Origin of the sequence: Streptomyces sp. TSRI0107, from assembly GCF_001905845.1 — a bacterium.
In the GTDB taxonomy this organism is placed as follows: Bacteria; Actinomycetota; Actinomycetes; order Streptomycetales; family Streptomycetaceae; genus Streptomyces.
In genome coordinates this window covers 381,806-396,407 of sequence record NZ_LIVZ01000005.1, presented here as the reverse complement: position 1 = coordinate 396,407, position 14,602 = coordinate 381,806, and the positions used below count along the sequence as shown (strand labels likewise).

Genomic DNA, 14,602 nt, shown 5'->3' with positions numbered 1-14,602 from the left:
CGATGCCGATCGCCGTGCTCGCCGCGCTCGCCGCCGGCGCGTGCTTCGCCGCGGCGGGCCTGCTGCAGCAGTGGGCCGCGGGCGCCCGCCCCGACACCGAGGCGTTACGGCTGCGGCTGCTGAGCGGGCTGGTGCGTGACCCCTGGTGGCTGTGCGGCATCGGGCTGGCGGTGCTGGCGTACGGATTCCAGTCGCTGGCGCTGGCGTTCGGGCCGCTCAGTCTCGTCCAGCCGCTGATCGTCGCCGAGTTGGTGTTCGCGGTGCCGCTGTCGGCGCGGCTGCACCGGATGCGGCTGGGGCGCCGGGAGTGGCTGGGCACGGCCGCGGTGGCGGTCGGGCTCGCGGTGGCGCTGGCGTCGGCGCGGCCGCAGGGGGGCCGGCCGGCGGCGGCGAGCGCGCAGCAGTGGCTGCTGCTCCTCGGCGCCACGGCCGCCGTCGTCTGCGCCGCACTGGCCGCCGCGCGCAGATTGACGGGCCCTTGGCGGGCCTCCGCCACGGCCCTCGCCGCCGGGGTGGTCATGGGCACGCAGTCGGTCCTGCTCGCCGCGACCGTGGACCGCCTGCGCCACGGCCTCGGCGCGGCGCTGACCGCCTGGCAGACGTACGCGCTGGTGGTGGCCTCGCTCTGCGGCCTGCTGCTCATCCAGACCGCCTTCCAGCAGGGGCCGCTCGCCGCGAGCATGACGGTCCTCGACGCGACGGAGCCGGTGGTCGCGGTGACCATCGGCACGGTCGTCTTCGGCGAGGCGATCACCACCGGCTGGCCGGTCAGCGCCGTCACCGTGACCGCGCTGCTGCTGGTGTGCGCGGGCATCGCGAGCCTGGACTCGTCGCCGGTGGTGGCGGCGCTGCACGAGCGGAAGGGGAGGGCGGCGCCGTGAGGGGCAGGGGGGCGGTCACTGCCGGCCGGGTGCGGGGGTGGCCCGGTGGGTGGGGGCGTGGGGGTGGAGCCAGGCGGGGAGCAGGTCCTCCGTCAGGACGCGGTCCCAGGACGGGTGGGTCTCGCGGGCCGTGACCGCCGCGCGGTGGCGTACGGCGGTGAGGCGGGCCGGGTCGTCGATCAGGCCGGTCAGGGCGGCCGCCCATGCTTCGGGGGTGTCGTCGTGGACGACGACGCCGTCCTCGCCGGGTACGGTCAGCCATTCGGTGGTGGCGGCGCCCTCGGGGAGGAGGACGGCGAGGCCGCCGGCCATGGCTTCGGCGACGGCGTTGCCGCAGGTCTCGGTGCGGGAGGGGAAGGCGAAGACGTCGCAGGCGGCGTAGACGTCCGCCAGGCGGTCCTGCGGGAGGGGGCCGAGCAGGGTGGCGCCGGCGCCGAGGGACCGCCGTACCGGGGCGGCCTCCGCGCCCGCGCCCGCCAGCACCAGGTGGACGGGCCGCCCCGCCGACCGCACCCGGCGCACGCTCTCGGCCAGCAGTGGCAGTCCCTTGGTCGCGTCCAGCCGGCCGGCGAACAGGACCAGCGGGCGGTCCGCCGGGACGCCGTACGCGCGGGCCAGCCGGGTCCGGGCGGTGGGGTCGGGGTGGAAGCGGGCGTGGTCGACGCCCCGGCGCAGCAGGGCGACGCGGTCCGCGCCGACGACGGGGGCCAGTTCGGCGCAGCCCGCCGGGGTGGGGACGAGGACGCGTTCGCAGGCGTCGAGCAGGCGGTCCCGGCGCCGCCGTAGCCGGCGTTCGGCGCCGCGCGCGAGCAGGTTGCCCGCGGCGGGCAGCCGGCGGCCGGCGAGGTAGCGGGCGTAGACCGCGGCGAGGGCGGGGACGTCGGTGTGCACGGAGGCCACCAGGCGGGGCGCGGGCCCCCCGCCGCGGGTGGCGCGGTGGGCGAGGCGGACGGCGGTGGTGGCGTAGGCGAAGCCGTGGGTGAGGTGCCAGACGTCGTGGCGGGGCAGCAGCGCGGCGAGCCGCGGGTGGTGCGGGGCGAGGTCGGTCACGTCCTCCGCGCCGCGCGCCGAGACCAGCGTGGTGGAGGCGAGCACCGGCCGGAGCGTGATCAGGCGGACGCGCGGGGACAGGGGCTCGACGTGTTCGCGGGAGCCCAGGAAGTAGACGGTGAGGTCGAGGTGGGGCGCGGCGTCCGGAAGCCGGGCCGCGCTCTCCGCGAAGCGCTCCCAGCACTTGACGTGGCCGCCCGAGGTGCCGCTTCGCACCAGTTCGACCAGTACCGCGACCGACAGCACGGTGGGCGGGTACCACTCGCGTGGGCGGCCCAATCGCCGGCCCGGTCACCGGTGCGATCACCGGCCCGGTCTCGGTGCGTCCGCGACACGCCCACGACACGTTCCCGATGATGTTGAAAATTGAACGGAATAGGTCTACGGTGGGTTTCGTTCAGCTCGTTGAACATTAAACATTCCGTCCCCGAGGAGTGAGAACGCCATGACCCTGGACCTGGCCACCCTGACCGGCGACTACACCATCGACCCCGCCCACACGACCATCGGCTTCGTCGCCCGCCACGCCATGGTCACGAACGTCAAGGGCAAGTTCCTCGACTTCACCGGCTCGCTGCACCTCGACGGCTCCGAGCCGTCCAACTCCACCGCGACCATCGACGTCGTGATGGACAGCATCGACACCGGCAACGCCGACCGCGACGGTCACCTGAAGAGCGCCGACTTCTTCAAGACCGACGAGTTCCCCGCCATGACCTTCCGCTCCACCAAGGCGGAGTCCCTGGGCGGCGACGACTACCGCATCACCGGCGACCTGTCGATCCTCGGCGTCACCAAGCCGATCACCATCGACCTGGAGTTCAACGGCGCCGCGAAGGACCCGTTCGGCAACGAGCGCGTCGGCTTCGAGGGCAAGACGACGATCCTGCGCTCCGAGTGGGGCCTGACCTGGAACGCCGCGCTGGAGACCGGCGGCTTCCTGGTGTCGGACAAGATCAAGCTGAACTTCGACATCTCGGCGATCAAGAACGCCTGAGCCGATGGCTCCGCCGTCCCCCAGCGAGCGCCCGCCCTCCCCTGCCCCCGTGGGGAGGGCGGGCGCTCGCCTGTTCCCATCCGAGGGCATGGGTGGCGGGGCGGGGGTAAATGCGGTGCGCGGGCCGCGGTGGCGTGGTTGGCTCCGGCCATGACCTGGCTGCCGCATGACTTCGTCCACCCCGTCCACGTCGGCATACCGGGCGGCGGGGGCCATCGGCTGCGTCCGATCAGCGGGGCGGACGCGCCGCTCGACTACCCGGCCGTGATGGGCTCCCGGGAGCGGCTGTGGACGGTCTTCGGGCCGGCCTGGGGCTGGCCGCCGGCCACGATGTCGTACGAGGCGAACCGCGCGGACCTGGAGCGGCACGCCGCCGAGATCGAGGCGCACGAGTCGTTCAACTACACCGTCGAGAACGCGGACCGCACCGCCCTGCGCGGCTGCGTCTACATCGATCCGCCGGAGAAGCGCGGCGCCGACGCGGAGATCTCCTGGTGGGTGGTGGACGAGGAGGTCGGGGGTGCGCTGGAGCGCGCGCTGGACGCGTTCGTGCCGCGCTGGATCGCCGAGGACTGGCCGTTCGAGGCGCCCCGGTTCATCGGCCGGGACCTGACGTGGGAGGAGTGGCTGCGGCTGCCCGACCACGGGTGAGCGGCGCCATCCCGGGCCCGGAGGCCGACGCGTTCAGAAGCCGCCGCCGAAGTCCCCTCCCCCGCCGAAGCCCCCGCCGCCTCCGAAGTCGCCGCCGCCCCAGCCGCCGCTGAAGTCGTCGGTGTTGAAGTCCGCGCCGGAGACGTCGCCGCCCTCGTAGCCGCCGAAGTCGCCGTAACCCGCGCCGTAGTCGGCCGCGTAGGACGGGGTGGCCATCATGCTGCCGAGCAGGCTGCCGACCAGCAGGCCGGGGAGGATGCCGCCGCCGAAGTAGCCGCCCGCCCAGGGGCCGTACGCGGGGCCCGCGTCCCAGTACGGACGGCGGCCGTAGTCGGTGTCGACCTCGCGGATCGCGGGGTCGCGCCCGTCGGCCAGCCGGGCCTCGTCCGCGGCGCACACCGGGACCTCGCGGGTGGCGCCGAACTCCGGCGTCCAGGTGGCATCGGTGACGGACGGACCGTGGCGGGGGTCGAAGAAGCAGGGCGGGCGGCGTTCGGGCAGCGGCCGGCCCTCACGGCGGGCGGCGAGCCGGGCGAGCGCGAACCGGCCGTCCTCCAGGGACTCGGTGACCGGGCGCACGTCCTCCGGTCTGCGGGCCGCGTCCATCTGGGCCTTCGCCCGGTCGTAGGCGTCCAGGGCGCGTTCGAAGTCGGCGCGCATCGCGTCGTCGGCGCCGGGTTCGGCGGGCCGGAAGTCGAGGCGGTCGAGTTCCTCGCCGAAGGCGGTGATGTCCTCGTCGACCACCACGCGCAGCTTGTCCAGCGCGGCCCGCTGCTCCTCCTCGTGGCGGCGCCGGTTGCGGCGGACGAGGGCGTACGCGCCGACGCCGCCGGCCGCCAGGACGGCGCCGGTGGTGATCAGCGCGGCGGTGGAGACGCCGTCGGTACCAGTGGAGCCCCAGGAGGCGGGGGCGGAGCCGCCGAGGCCGCCGCGCAGGGCGTCGTCGACGAAGTCGTTCAGCTGGGCCTTGACGTCGCCGCTGTCCTGCACGGCGGCGACCAGGTTGGACACACCCTGCCGGCTCAGCACGCTGCTGTCGGCGCGCGCGTCGAAGCGGTCGCCGAGCCGGACTCCGTACAGACCGGTGATGCCGGTCTCGGTGCGGAGGTTGCGGAACAGGTTGTCCGTCGGCTGGTCCGCGGGCAGGACGGCCACGAAGACGGGTTTGTCCGCGTCCTCGATCTTGTCCGCGAGCGCTTCGGCGTCCGCCTCGGACAGCACGTCGGAGGCGGCCGGGTCGACGTAGACGGGGCTCTCCCGCAGGGCCTGGGCGACCTCGGAGAGGTCGGTGGCCGCGTGCGCACCGGGCGCACCGGCCGACAGCACCGCCAGCGCGGCGGTGACCGGCACGATCAGCAGGCGTACGAAGGTACGCATCATCGCGGCCCTCATATGTTCGAAGCTACCCGAAACCGGCACATATTGACATCGGCCCGGGAGGCGGACCCCGGGGCGAACCTTCCGGGGGGGTGCCAGGTCGGGGCGGTACTTGGCATGGACCTTTCCACGGCTCTCGTGGTTCACTCACTCCCATCGTTCAATCACGCCTTAGATCACGGCGTGATTTATCCGAGGGCCCGTTGTCTTCACGGAAGGACGACGCACCATGAGGAGATCCCCCACCCGCGCGCTCCGGCTGCTGCCGGCCGCGCTGCTCTCCGCGGTCGGCCTCACCGCCGCCGGTCTCACCGCGGCGGCCCCCGCCGCGCACGCGGCCGGCGAGCAGGTGAACGTCTGGCTGACCACCACCGACGACACCGCCGGCCGGCATGTCGTGCGCGGCCTCCAGGCGCAGACCCCGTTCGCCTTCCAGGCCGGTACCGGCGGCGGCGGTGAGAACATCACCGTCGACGAGAACACCCGCTACCAGACCTTCACCGGCGGCGGCGCCTCCTTCACCGACACCGCGGCCTGGCTGATGGACGGCAGCGGGGCGCTGTCGCAGGCCACCCGGGACGCGACGATGCGCAAGCTGTTCTCCCCCACGGAGGGCATCGGCCTGTCGTTCCTGCGCAACCCGATGGGCGGCTCGGACCTCGCCCGGTTCGGCTACACCTACGACGACGTGCCCGCCGGGCAGACCGACCCGGACCTGTCCGAGTTCTCGATCGCCCACGACCTCCAGGACGTGGTGCCGCTGACGAAGCAGGCACGTCAGCTCAACCCGGCGCTCACCGTGATGGCCTCGCCGTGGACCGCCCCCGCCTGGATGAAGGACAGCGGGCAGCTGAACGGCGGCTGGCTGAAGGCGGAGCACTACGGAACGTACGCCTCGTACTTCGTGAAGTACCTCCAGGCCTACCGGGACCAGGGCATCCCCGTCGCGTACGTGACCGCGCAGAACGAGCCGACGTGCTGCGCGGGCTACCCCTCGATGAGCTGGAACGCGAGCGGGCTGGCCTACTTCACCAAGAACGAGCTGCTGCCCAGGCTCCAGGCGGCGGGCCTGCCGACGAAGGTGCTGGCGCACGACTGGAACTGGGACACCTACGACGCCTACGCGGCCCAGACAGTCGACGACCCGGCGGTGCGCTCGCACCCCAACTTCGGCGGCATCGCCTGGCACGGCTACGGCGGGGACGTCACCAAGCAGACGGCCGTGCACGACCGCTACCCGCAGCTGGACGCGTTCGGCACCGAGCACTCGGGCGGCACCTGGATCGCCGACCAGCAGCGCGAGGACATGATGAACATCATCGACTACACCCGCAACTGGGCGAAGTCGGTGACGAAGTGGTCCCTGGCCGTGGACCAGAACCGGGGCCCGCACAACGGCGGCTGCGGGACCTGCGACGGGCTGATCACCGTGCACAACGGGGACGCGCGGCACGGCCAGGTCGACTTCACGATCGAGTACTACACGATGGGCCACCTGACGAAGTTCGTCCGGCCCGGCGCCCACCGGATCGCCTCGACGGCGTCGGCGGCCGTCCCCAACGTGGCGTGGCGCAACCCGGACGGCTCCAAGGCACTGATCGCCTACAACCCGTCCTCGTCGGCCCGCACGGTCACCGTCAACTGGGGCTCACAGCACGCCACTTACTCCCTGCCGGGCAGGACCTCCGCGACCTTCACCTGGTCCGGCACGCAGTCCGGCGGCGGCGACCGGTCGGGCGCGTTCACCGGCCTCGCGGGCAAGTGCCTGGACGTGGCGGGCGGTTCGGCCGCCGACGGCACGCCGGTGCAGCTCCACGACTGCAACGGCACCGCCGCCCAGCAGTGGACGGTCCGCGCCGACGGCTCCGTCCAGGCGCTCGGCAAGTGCCTGGACGTGACCTCCGGCTCGACGGCGGACGGGGCGAAGGTGCAGCTCTACGACTGCAACGGCACGGGCGCCCAGCGCTGGTCGTACGACACGGCGACCGGCGACGTGGTGAACCTCGCCGCCGACAAGTGCCTGGACGTGACGGACCGGTCCTCGGCGAACGGCGCCCGCGCGCAGATCTGGAGCTGCACGGGCGCCGCCAACCAGAAGTGGAGCCTGCGGTGACGGCCCAGGCGTAGGTTCGGCGCGGTCCGTCCGGTCTACTCGGCGGGGGTCACCCCGGCCCGCAGGAGTCCGTAGGTGTACGCGTCCTCCAGGGCCTGCCAGGACGCGGCGATGACGTTCTCCGCCACACCGACCGTGGACCACTCGCCGGCACCGTCCGAGGTGGAGATCAGGACGCGGGTCGTGGACTGGGTGCCGTGCTTGCCCTCCAGGATGCGGACCTTGTAGTCGACGAGGTCGAGCTTGGCGAGCTGCGGGTAGATCTTCTCGAGGGCGACGCGCAGGGCCCGGTCGAGCGCGTTGACCGGGCCGTTGCCCTCCGCGGTGGCGACGATCCGCTCGCCCTTGGCCCACAGCTTGACGGTGGCCTCGTTGGCGTGGGTGCCGTCGGGGCGGTCCTCGACGATGGCCCGCCAGGACTCGACCTCGAAGTAGCGCAGCGGCCCGCCCTGTACCTCGGAGCGCAGCAGCAGTTCGAAGCTCGCGTCGGCGGCCTCGTACGTGTAGCCCTCGAGTTCCCGCTCCTTGACCCGCTCGACGACCCGGCCGACCAGCTCCCGGTCGCCGCCGAGGTCGACGCCCAGTTCCTTGCCCTTCAGCTCCACCGACGCCCGGCCCGCCATGTCGGAGACCAGCATCCGCATGGTGTTGCCGACCTGCTCGGGGTCGATGTGCTGGTAGAGGTCCGGGTCGACCTTGATCGCGGACGCGTGCAGGCCGGCCTTGTGGGCGAAGGCGGACAGGCCCACGTACGGCTGGTGGGTGGACGGGGTGAGGTTGACGACCTCGGCGATGGCGTGCGAGATCCGGGTCATCTCGCGCAGCCTGCCCTCGGGCAGCACCTTCTTGCCGTACTTCAGCTCCAGCGCGGCCACCACCGGGAAGAGGTTGGCGTTGCCGACCCGCTCGCCGTAGCCGTTGGCGGTGCACTGGACGTGGGTGGCTCCCGCGTCGACGGCGGCGAGGGTGTTGGCGACCGCGCAGCCGGTGTCGTCCTGGGCGTGGATGCCGAGCCGGGCGCCGGTGTCGGCGAGGACCGTGGAGACGACGGCCTGGACCTGAGCGGGCAGCATGCCGCCGTTGGTGTCGCAGAGGATCACCACGTCGGCGCCGGCCTCGGCCGCCGTACGGACGACGGCCTTGGCGTACTCGGGGTTCGCGCGGTAGCCGTCGAAGAAGTGCTCGCAGTCGACGAAGACGCGGCGGCCCTGGGACGTGAGGTGGGCGACGGTGTCGCGGACCATCTCCAGGTTCTCGTCGAGGGTGGTCCGCAGGGCCAGCTCGACATGCCGGTCGTGGGACTTCGCCACCAGGGTGATCACCGGGGCGCCGGAGTCCAGGAGGGCCTTGACCTGCGGGTCGTCGGCGGCGTCGGCGCCGGCTCGGCGGGTGGAGCCGAAGGCGACCAGCTGGGCGTGCTTGAAGTCGATCTCCTTCTGGGCCCGGGCGAAGAACTCGGTGTCGCGCGGGTTCGCGCCGGGCCAGCCGCCCTCGATGAACCCGACCCCGAAGTCGTCCAGGTGACGTGCGATGGCCAGCTTGTCCGCGACCGTGAGGTTGATGCCCTCGCGCTGGGCGCCGTCGCGCAGGGTGGTGTCGAAGACGTGGAACGAGTCGTCGAGCTCGCTGGTTTCCGTCATGGTCGTCAAGGCTCCTGTTTGGGATCTCGGTCTACCGGAATGACCGGCTCCACCGTCCTTCTATGATCCTCGCGCTCTTCTCCCGGCTGCGGGTGGGCCAGGAAAACGAAAAACCTCTCGCGGGTGCGAGAGGTCTGCGCGCGGGTCGAGGACGACGGTGTCCGCCCGTACCGGGTCGTACGAGGCGGTCACTGCGGACCGGCGCGCCTGCTGCCAATAATCATGGCGAACGAGAGCACGGAGGCAGTCTGGCACAGCCCCGCCCCCGCGCTCACGGCTGTCTCAGTATGCGAGCCCGAGATCACTCACCGCACACGATGGACGAAGCCGTCCCCTTCCCCGTTGGTGTCGTCCGGCACCAGCCGGCCGGAGGTCGAGAACAGGCCGAGCAGCCGGCCGTGGCGGGCGAAGTCCGACGGCGCGCTGTACCCCTCGGTCAGCGGCCCCCCGTCGAGGGACTCGGTGACGAGCGTGGTCCGGCCGGTGCGCAGATCGCGGACGTACACGTTGTCGGCCGTCTCACCGCCCGGCAGGGCCGTCTCCTGCCGGTACGCCAGCTTGCGGCCGTCCGCGCTGAGCGTGCCCGCGCCCAGCTCGCCCGCGCCCTCGTGGGTGATCCACCGGGTGCCGCCGGTCCGGGCGTCGTACTGGTACAGCTCCCAGGTGTACGGCGGGACGTCGCCGGCGACGCTCTCGCCGAAGGAGCCGTACGCGACGAGGCCGCCGTCCGCGGAGATCGACAGGCCTCCCGGCACGCCGTTGGTCGGGGCGCCGTCCGGGGCGACGTTCAGGTGCTTCTGCTCGCCGGTGCGCAGGTCGGCCAGCCACAACTCGCCCCGGCCGCCGCGCGGGTGGCGCTGCTCGTAGGCCAGGTGCTCGCCGTCGGCGCTGAGACGGAGGTTCTGCACGTCCCAGTCCGACGGCAGGTGGCCGCTGATGTGGCGGGTCTGGCCGGTGCGGCGGTCGTGGACGTAGGCGCGGGTCTGGTTGGGCGCGTCCCCGCCCTCGATCCTGGACGCCGAGGCGGTGAAGGCCACCACGCGGCCGTCGCCGGAGATGTCGACGCTGTCGCGCACCCAGCCGGATCCGCCGTCGGCGGCGACACTGACCCGCTCGGTCTCGCCGGTGCGCCGGTCGTGGACGTACACGTCGCTGTAGTAGGCCTGCGGCTGCGGCCAGGCGACCAGGTTCGTCGCCCGGGACCGGTAGGCCACGTACCGGCCGTCGCCGCTGATCCTGACGTAGTGGCTGGCCTCGTCCGCCGGTGTGCCGTCCGATGCCACGCTGACCCGCTCGACGGTCCCCCGGCGCAGGTCCCGCACGAACGCGTCGGGCTGCCCGTTGCCGTCGCCGGGCACCACGTTCGCGGCGTAGGAACCGAAGGCGGCGTAGCGTCCGTCGGCGCTCAGCCGCGGCCCGTCCGACCCGCCGTCCAGTTGCTCCCCGGCCGCCGACACGGTGACCCGCTCGGTCCGCGGTTCCGGTGCCGCGCCCGCCGAGGTCGCCGAGAGCGCGACCATCGCCCCCGCGAGCACCGCGACGGACGTCCCCCGCATGCTTCTGAGCACGAGATTCCCCCTGTGTGACGCTTCTCCCCCGGCCCCGCGCCGAGGGCTTCGAGAAGCGAAGCGCATCACCACTGTCGGGGTCAATCGGTCGGATTGCGTACAACCCGGACAGGTGTTCAGGTGTCCGCGAGCAGGCCCTGCTCCAGGAACTCCCGTACGTGGCCGAGAATCTGCTCCCGGTCCGTGCCGCGCAGGCCGATGGCGACATGGATGGAGAAGCCGTCGAGCAGGGCGCGCAGCCGGGCGGCGAAGCGGTCGGGGTCGACGGGCCGGAACTCGCCGCGGGAGACGCCCTCGGCGAGCAGGGCGACGAGGTCGCGGTGCCAGGCGCCCTCGATGGCGGCCTGCCGCTCGCGGGCGTCGTCGTCGGCGTTCTGCGAGCGGTTCCAGACCTCCAGCCAGAGCGTCCAGTGCGGGTCGCGGTGGCCGTCGGGGACGTACAGGTCGACGTAGGCGTCGAGGCGTTCGCGGGCCGGTGCCGGGCGCGCCAGCCGGCGGCGGCGCTCGGCGCCGAGGCGGCCCTCGCTCCACTCCAGGGCCTGCAGCAGCAGCTCGTCCTTGGTGCGGAAGTAGTAGAGGAGGTGGCCGCTGCTCATGCCGACCTCACGGCCGAGCGCGGCCATGGTCAGCTTCTCCAGGCCGCGCTCGGCGATCATCTCCATGGCGGCGGCGAGAACGTCCTCGCGCGGCGGTGCGTTCTTCCGTGCCCGAGGCGCACCGGCCATCCCTGACTCCTCTAGATCTTCGGCTGCTGCTGGGTGATGCAGTGGATGCCTCCGCCACCCGCGAAGATCGTACGTGCGTCCACCGGCGTCACCTCCCGCTCGGGGAACAGCCGGCGGAAGATGCCCGCCGCGACCTCGTCGTTCGGGTCGTCGAAGGCGCAGAGCACGACGCCGCCGTTGCACAGGTAGTGGTTGATGTAGGAGTAGTCGACCCAGTCGCCCTCCTCGTCCTTCAGGACGGTGGGGGCGGGGACCTCCACGACCTCCAGGGGCCGGCCCTGCGCGTCGGTCGCGCCGCGCAGGATCTCCAGGTACGTCTGCGAGCGGACGTGGTCCGGGTGGGCCGGGTCCTGCTGGCTGTGCACGAGCACGGTGCCCGGCCGCGCGAAGGCCGCGACGATGTCGACGTGGCCCTGCGTGCCGTACATGCCGTAGTCGCCGGCCAGGCCGTGCGGGAGCCAGATCGCCTTGCTGGTGCCGAGCTTGGCGTGGATCTCCGCCTCGACCTGCTCGCGGGTCCAGCCGGGGTTGCGGCCGGCGCCTAGCTGGACGGTGTCGGTCAGCAGGACCGTGCCCTCGCCGTCGACGTGGATCGCGCCGCCCTCGTTGACGAGGGTGCTGCTCAGCACGGGTGCCCCGGCCAGGTCCGCGACATGGCGGGCGATCTTGGAGTCGTGCTCCCAGCGGGCCCAGTCCTGGGCGCCCCAGCCGTTGAACACCCAGTCCACGGCGGCGAGCCGGCCCTGCTCGTCGGTGACGAAGGTCGGGCCGATGTCCCGCATCCACGCGTCGTCGAGCTCGCGCTCCACCAGGTCGACGTCCGGGCCGAGCAGCTCGCGCGCGGCCTCGCCCTGGCCGGGGCCGTGCACCACCGTCACCGGCTCGAAGCGGCGCACCGCGCGGGCCACGGACGCCCAGGCGGCGCGGGCCTCGGCCAGCTCCTCGTCGTTGGTGAAGGTCGGGTTGGGTCCGGGCCAGGCCATCCAGGTGCGCTCGTGCGGGGCCCACTCGGGGGGCATGCGGTAGGTCATGGGGAGGTCCTAGGGAGCTAGAGGAGCTGGTGGAGGAGCTGGATGTACTAGAGGAAGTAGAGGCGGTTGAGGGAGACGGAGCCGGCGGGGTCCGAGCGCAGCGGTTCCCCGTCGAGGGTGACGAGTCCGGTGCGCTGGTCGACGTCGACCTGGCCGGTGCGGGAGTTCAGCCGCAGGTCGGCCGGTCCGATGCCGCGCGTGCCGCGCACGGCGACCCGGCGGCGGCGGGTCGGCATGGTGTCGTGGCCCTGGTCGACGGCGGCCTGGGCGACGAAGGCGACCGAGATGTCGGCGGGCGTGGCCCCGAACGCGCCGAACTGTGGGCCCAGCACGAGGGGTTCGCAGGTGTCGGTGGCCGCGTTGGGGTCGCCGACCACGCCGTAGGCCGGGAAGCCCGCCTTGAGGACGAGCTGCGGCTTGGCGCCGAAGTACTCCGGCCGCCACAGCACGATGTCGGCGAGCTTGCCGGCCTCGATCGAGCCGACCTCGTGGGCGAGGCCGTGCGCGATGGCGGGGTTGATGGTCAGCTTGGCCATGTAGCGCAGGACGCGCTCGTTGTCGTGGCCGACGCCGGGGTCGCCGAGTTCGGCCTTCATCTTCCCGGCCATGGCGAACGTACGGCGGACCGTCTCGCCGGCACGGCCCATGCCCTGCGCGTCGGACGAGGTGATACCGATCGCGCCCAGGTCGTGCAGTACGTCCTCGGCGCCCATGGTCCCGGCGCGGATGCGGTCGCGGGCCATGGCGGCGTCGCCGGGCAGGTCGGGCTTGAGGTCGTGGACGGAGACGATCATGCCGTAGTGCTCGGCGACCGCGTCCCGGCCGAAGGGCAGCGTGGGGTTGGTGGAGGAGCCGATGACGTTCGGCACGCCCGCCATCTTCAGCACGTTGGGCACGTGTCCGCCGCCGCAGCCCTCGATGTGGAAGGCGTGGATGGTGCGGCCTTCGAGGACGCGCAGGGTGTCCTCGACGGACAGGCACTCGTTCAGCCCGTCGCTGTGCAGGGCGACCTGCACGTCGTGCTCCTCGGCGACGCGCAGCGCGGTGTCCAGGGCCCGGGTGTGGGCGCCCATGTCCTCGTGCACCTTGAAGCCGGAGGCGCCGCCCTCGGCCAGCGCCTCGATCAGCGGCGCGTCGTGGGAGGACGAACCGCGGCCGAGGAAGCCGATGTTGACGGGCCAGGCGTCGAACGCGTTGAACGCGTGCCGGAGCGCCCAGGGCGAGTTGACGCCGACACCCCACACCGGGCCGAACTCCTGCCCGATGATCGTGGTGACGCCGGAGGCGAGCGAGGCCTCCATGATGCGCGGCGACAGCAGGTGGACGTGTGTGTCGACGGCCCCGGCGGTGGCGATCAGACCCTCGCCGGAGACGATCGAGGTGCCGGTGCCGACGACGACGTCGACCCCGTCGAGGGTGTCGGGGTTCCCGGCCCGGCCGATCGCGTGGATCCGGCCCTCCCGGATGCCGATGGACACCTTCCGGATGCCCTGCACCGCGTCGATCACGACGACGTTGCTGATGACGACGTCACAGGTCTCGCGGACGGCGGCGGCCTTCAGGTGCAGTCCGTCGCGGGCGGTCTTGCCGAATCCGGCCAGGAACTCGTCGCCGTAGCGCTGCGAGTCGGACTCGACCCGGACGGTCAGCCCGGAGTCGCCCAGCCGGATCCGGTCGCCGGCGCGCGGGCCGTGGGTGGCGGCGTACTCGTACGGGGTGAGGCGCCGGGCTTCGGCGGGGTGGCCTCCGGGGCGGCTCATCGCTCGACCTCCTGCTCAGTGGTTTCCGGTACGCCGAGGTAGCCGCAGGCGGCGGCGCGGCGCAGCGCCTCCTCGCGGGCGCCGGGCGCGTCCAGCGCGCCGTCGACCAGACCGGCGAAGCCGATCGCGATCCGGTCGCCGCCGATCGGCACGAGGCCCACCTCGGCGCTCTCGCCCGGGCCGAAGCGCACCGACGACCCGGCGGGGACGGCGAGCCGCATGCCGTAGGCCCGCTCGCGTGCGAAGTCCAGGCGGGGGTTGGCCTCGAAGAAGTGGAAGTGCGAGGTGACGGAGACCGGCACGGTGGCGGTGTTGGTGACCGTCAGCCGCACCACGGCCTCGGGGTCGGCGTGCTCCGGCCCCGGCAGCAGCGCGCCCGGCGCCTGTTCGCCCAGTCCGCCGCCGATGGGGTCGGAGACGACGGCGAGCCGGGACCCGTCGTCGAAGACGGCCTCGACGTGCACCTCGGTGACCACGTCCGCGACGCCGGGCAGCACATCGTCCGGGCCGAGCACGGACCGGGCCGCCTCGATGGCCTCGGCGAGCCGCTTTCCGTCGCGGGCCGCCTCGCAGACGGTGTCCGCGATCAGCGCGGTGGCCTCCGGCACGTTCAGCCGAAGGCCGCGGGCGCGGCGGGCGCGGGCCAGCTCGGCGGCTCCGAAGAGCAGCAGCCGGTCACGTTCCGTCGGGGTCAGTCTCATGACGCGGGCACCTCCTTGCCTTCCCCTGGGTTAGAGCATCACTCTAAACCTCGGATTCACGCAACCGGAACATTGACAGGCCAGCCACAGACACATCACATTGAGCGC

At 72.8% G+C, this 14,602-nt stretch carries 12 protein-coding genes; 4 read left to right on the top strand and 8 right to left on the bottom strand.

The annotated features are described in order from the left end of the window. Positions 1-2: 2 nt before the first annotated feature. A complete protein-coding gene (locus AMK31_RS15535; RefSeq protein ID WP_073941109.1) occupies positions 3-881 on the top strand; it encodes a DMT family transporter in 879 nt (292 codons plus the stop codon). A gap of 15 nt (positions 882-896) precedes the next feature. Here the strand turns inward: AMK31_RS15535 and AMK31_RS15530 are convergent, their stop codons facing one another. Further along, a complete protein-coding gene (locus tag AMK31_RS15530) occupies positions 897-2,177 on the bottom strand; it encodes a glycosyltransferase (protein WP_073941108.1) in 1,281 nt (426 codons plus the stop codon). A gap of 199 nt (positions 2,178-2,376) precedes the next feature. Here AMK31_RS15530 and AMK31_RS15525 point away from each other — a divergent pair, with 199 nt between their 5' ends. Both AMK31_RS15525 and AMK31_RS15520 read left to right on the top strand, forming a co-directional pair. Continuing rightward, positions 2,377-2,928 carry a YceI family protein gene (locus tag AMK31_RS15525; protein ID WP_073941107.1) on the top strand — a complete coding sequence of 184 codons (552 nt, stop codon included), beginning with the start codon at positions 2,377-2,379 and terminating at the stop codon, positions 2,926-2,928. A 150-nt stretch (positions 2,929-3,078) separates the two neighbouring features. Then, positions 3,079-3,579, top strand: coding sequence for a GNAT family N-acetyltransferase (locus AMK31_RS15520; RefSeq protein WP_073941106.1), 501 nt, complete (start codon positions 3,079-3,081; stop codon positions 3,577-3,579). Between the two features lie 33 nt (positions 3,580-3,612). Here the strand turns inward: AMK31_RS15520 and AMK31_RS15515 are convergent, their stop codons facing one another. Beyond that, complete coding sequence (locus tag AMK31_RS15515) at positions 3,613-4,971, bottom strand: hypothetical protein (protein WP_073941105.1); 1,359 nt, start codon at positions 4,969-4,971, stop codon at positions 3,613-3,615. A gap of 214 nt (positions 4,972-5,185) precedes the next feature. Here AMK31_RS15515 and AMK31_RS15510 point away from each other — a divergent pair, with 214 nt between their 5' ends. Then, positions 5,186-7,069, top strand: coding sequence for a ricin-type beta-trefoil lectin domain protein (locus AMK31_RS15510; protein ID WP_073941104.1), 1,884 nt, complete (start codon positions 5,186-5,188; stop codon positions 7,067-7,069). A 35-nt stretch (positions 7,070-7,104) separates the two neighbouring features. On the opposite strand, the gene cimA is transcribed toward AMK31_RS15510, so the two are convergent. The 6 genes from cimA to ureA all read right to left on the bottom strand — a co-directional run bounded on the left by cimA (position 7,105) and on the right by ureA (position 14,494). Next, positions 7,105-8,709 (bottom strand): citramalate synthase, encoded by a 1,605-nt coding sequence (gene cimA, locus AMK31_RS15505; protein WP_073941103.1) that lies wholly within the window; start codon positions 8,707-8,709, stop codon positions 7,105-7,107. A gap of 305 nt (positions 8,710-9,014) precedes the next feature. Then, on the bottom strand, positions 9,015-10,277 hold the full coding sequence (locus tag AMK31_RS15500) for a TolB family protein (protein ID WP_143204238.1): 1,263 nt from the start codon (positions 10,275-10,277) through the stop codon (positions 9,015-9,017). Between the two features lie 116 nt (positions 10,278-10,393). Next, positions 10,394-11,002 (bottom strand): TetR/AcrR family transcriptional regulator, encoded by a 609-nt coding sequence (locus tag AMK31_RS15495; protein WP_073941101.1) that lies wholly within the window; start codon positions 11,000-11,002, stop codon positions 10,394-10,396. A gap of 11 nt (positions 11,003-11,013) precedes the next feature. Beyond that, the gene (locus tag AMK31_RS15490) at positions 11,014-12,033 is read right to left on the bottom strand and encodes an agmatine deiminase family protein (protein ID WP_073941100.1); all 1,020 of its coding nucleotides are present in this window, start codon (positions 12,031-12,033) and stop codon (positions 11,014-11,016) included. A gap of 47 nt (positions 12,034-12,080) precedes the next feature. Continuing rightward, on the bottom strand, positions 12,081-13,793 hold the full coding sequence (locus tag AMK31_RS15485; protein WP_073941099.1) for an urease subunit alpha: 1,713 nt from the start codon (positions 13,791-13,793) through the stop codon (positions 12,081-12,083). Continuing rightward, positions 13,790-14,494, bottom strand: a complete 705-nt coding sequence (ureA, locus tag AMK31_RS15480; protein WP_073941098.1) for an urease subunit gamma — start codon at positions 14,492-14,494, stop codon at positions 13,790-13,792. The genes AMK31_RS15485 and ureA overlap by 4 nt, the downstream gene beginning before the upstream one ends. Positions 14,495-14,602 lie beyond the last annotated feature (108 nt).

What these genes read in the sequence shown, in the direction of transcription:
- AMK31_RS15535 (WP_073941109.1), top strand. Translation starts at nt 3, where the DNA reads ATGCCGATCGCCGTGCTCGCCGCGCTCGCCGCCGGCGCGTGCTTCGCC.
- AMK31_RS15525 (WP_073941107.1), top strand. Translation starts at nt 2,377, where the DNA reads ATGACCCTGGACCTGGCCACCCTGACCGGCGACTACACCATCGACCCC.
- AMK31_RS15520 (WP_073941106.1), top strand. Translation starts at nt 3,079, where the DNA reads ATGACCTGGCTGCCGCATGACTTCGTCCACCCCGTCCACGTCGGCATA.
- AMK31_RS15515 (WP_073941105.1), bottom strand. Translation starts at nt 4,971, where the DNA reads ATGAGGGCCGCGATGATGCGTACCTTCGTACGCCTGCTGATCGTGCCG.
- AMK31_RS15510 (WP_073941104.1), top strand. Translation starts at nt 5,186, where the DNA reads ATGAGGAGATCCCCCACCCGCGCGCTCCGGCTGCTGCCGGCCGCGCTG.
- cimA (WP_073941103.1), bottom strand. Translation starts at nt 8,709, where the DNA reads ATGACGGAAACCAGCGAGCTCGACGACTCGTTCCACGTCTTCGACACC.
- AMK31_RS15495 (WP_073941101.1), bottom strand. Translation starts at nt 11,002, where the DNA reads ATGGCCGGTGCGCCTCGGGCACGGAAGAACGCACCGCCGCGCGAGGAC.
- AMK31_RS15490 (WP_073941100.1), bottom strand. Translation starts at nt 12,033, where the DNA reads ATGACCTACCGCATGCCCCCCGAGTGGGCCCCGCACGAGCGCACCTGG.
- AMK31_RS15485 (WP_073941099.1), bottom strand. Translation starts at nt 13,793, where the DNA reads ATGAGCCGCCCCGGAGGCCACCCCGCCGAAGCCCGGCGCCTCACCCCG.
- ureA (WP_073941098.1), bottom strand. Translation starts at nt 14,494, where the DNA reads ATGAGACTGACCCCGACGGAACGTGACCGGCTGCTGCTCTTCGGAGCC.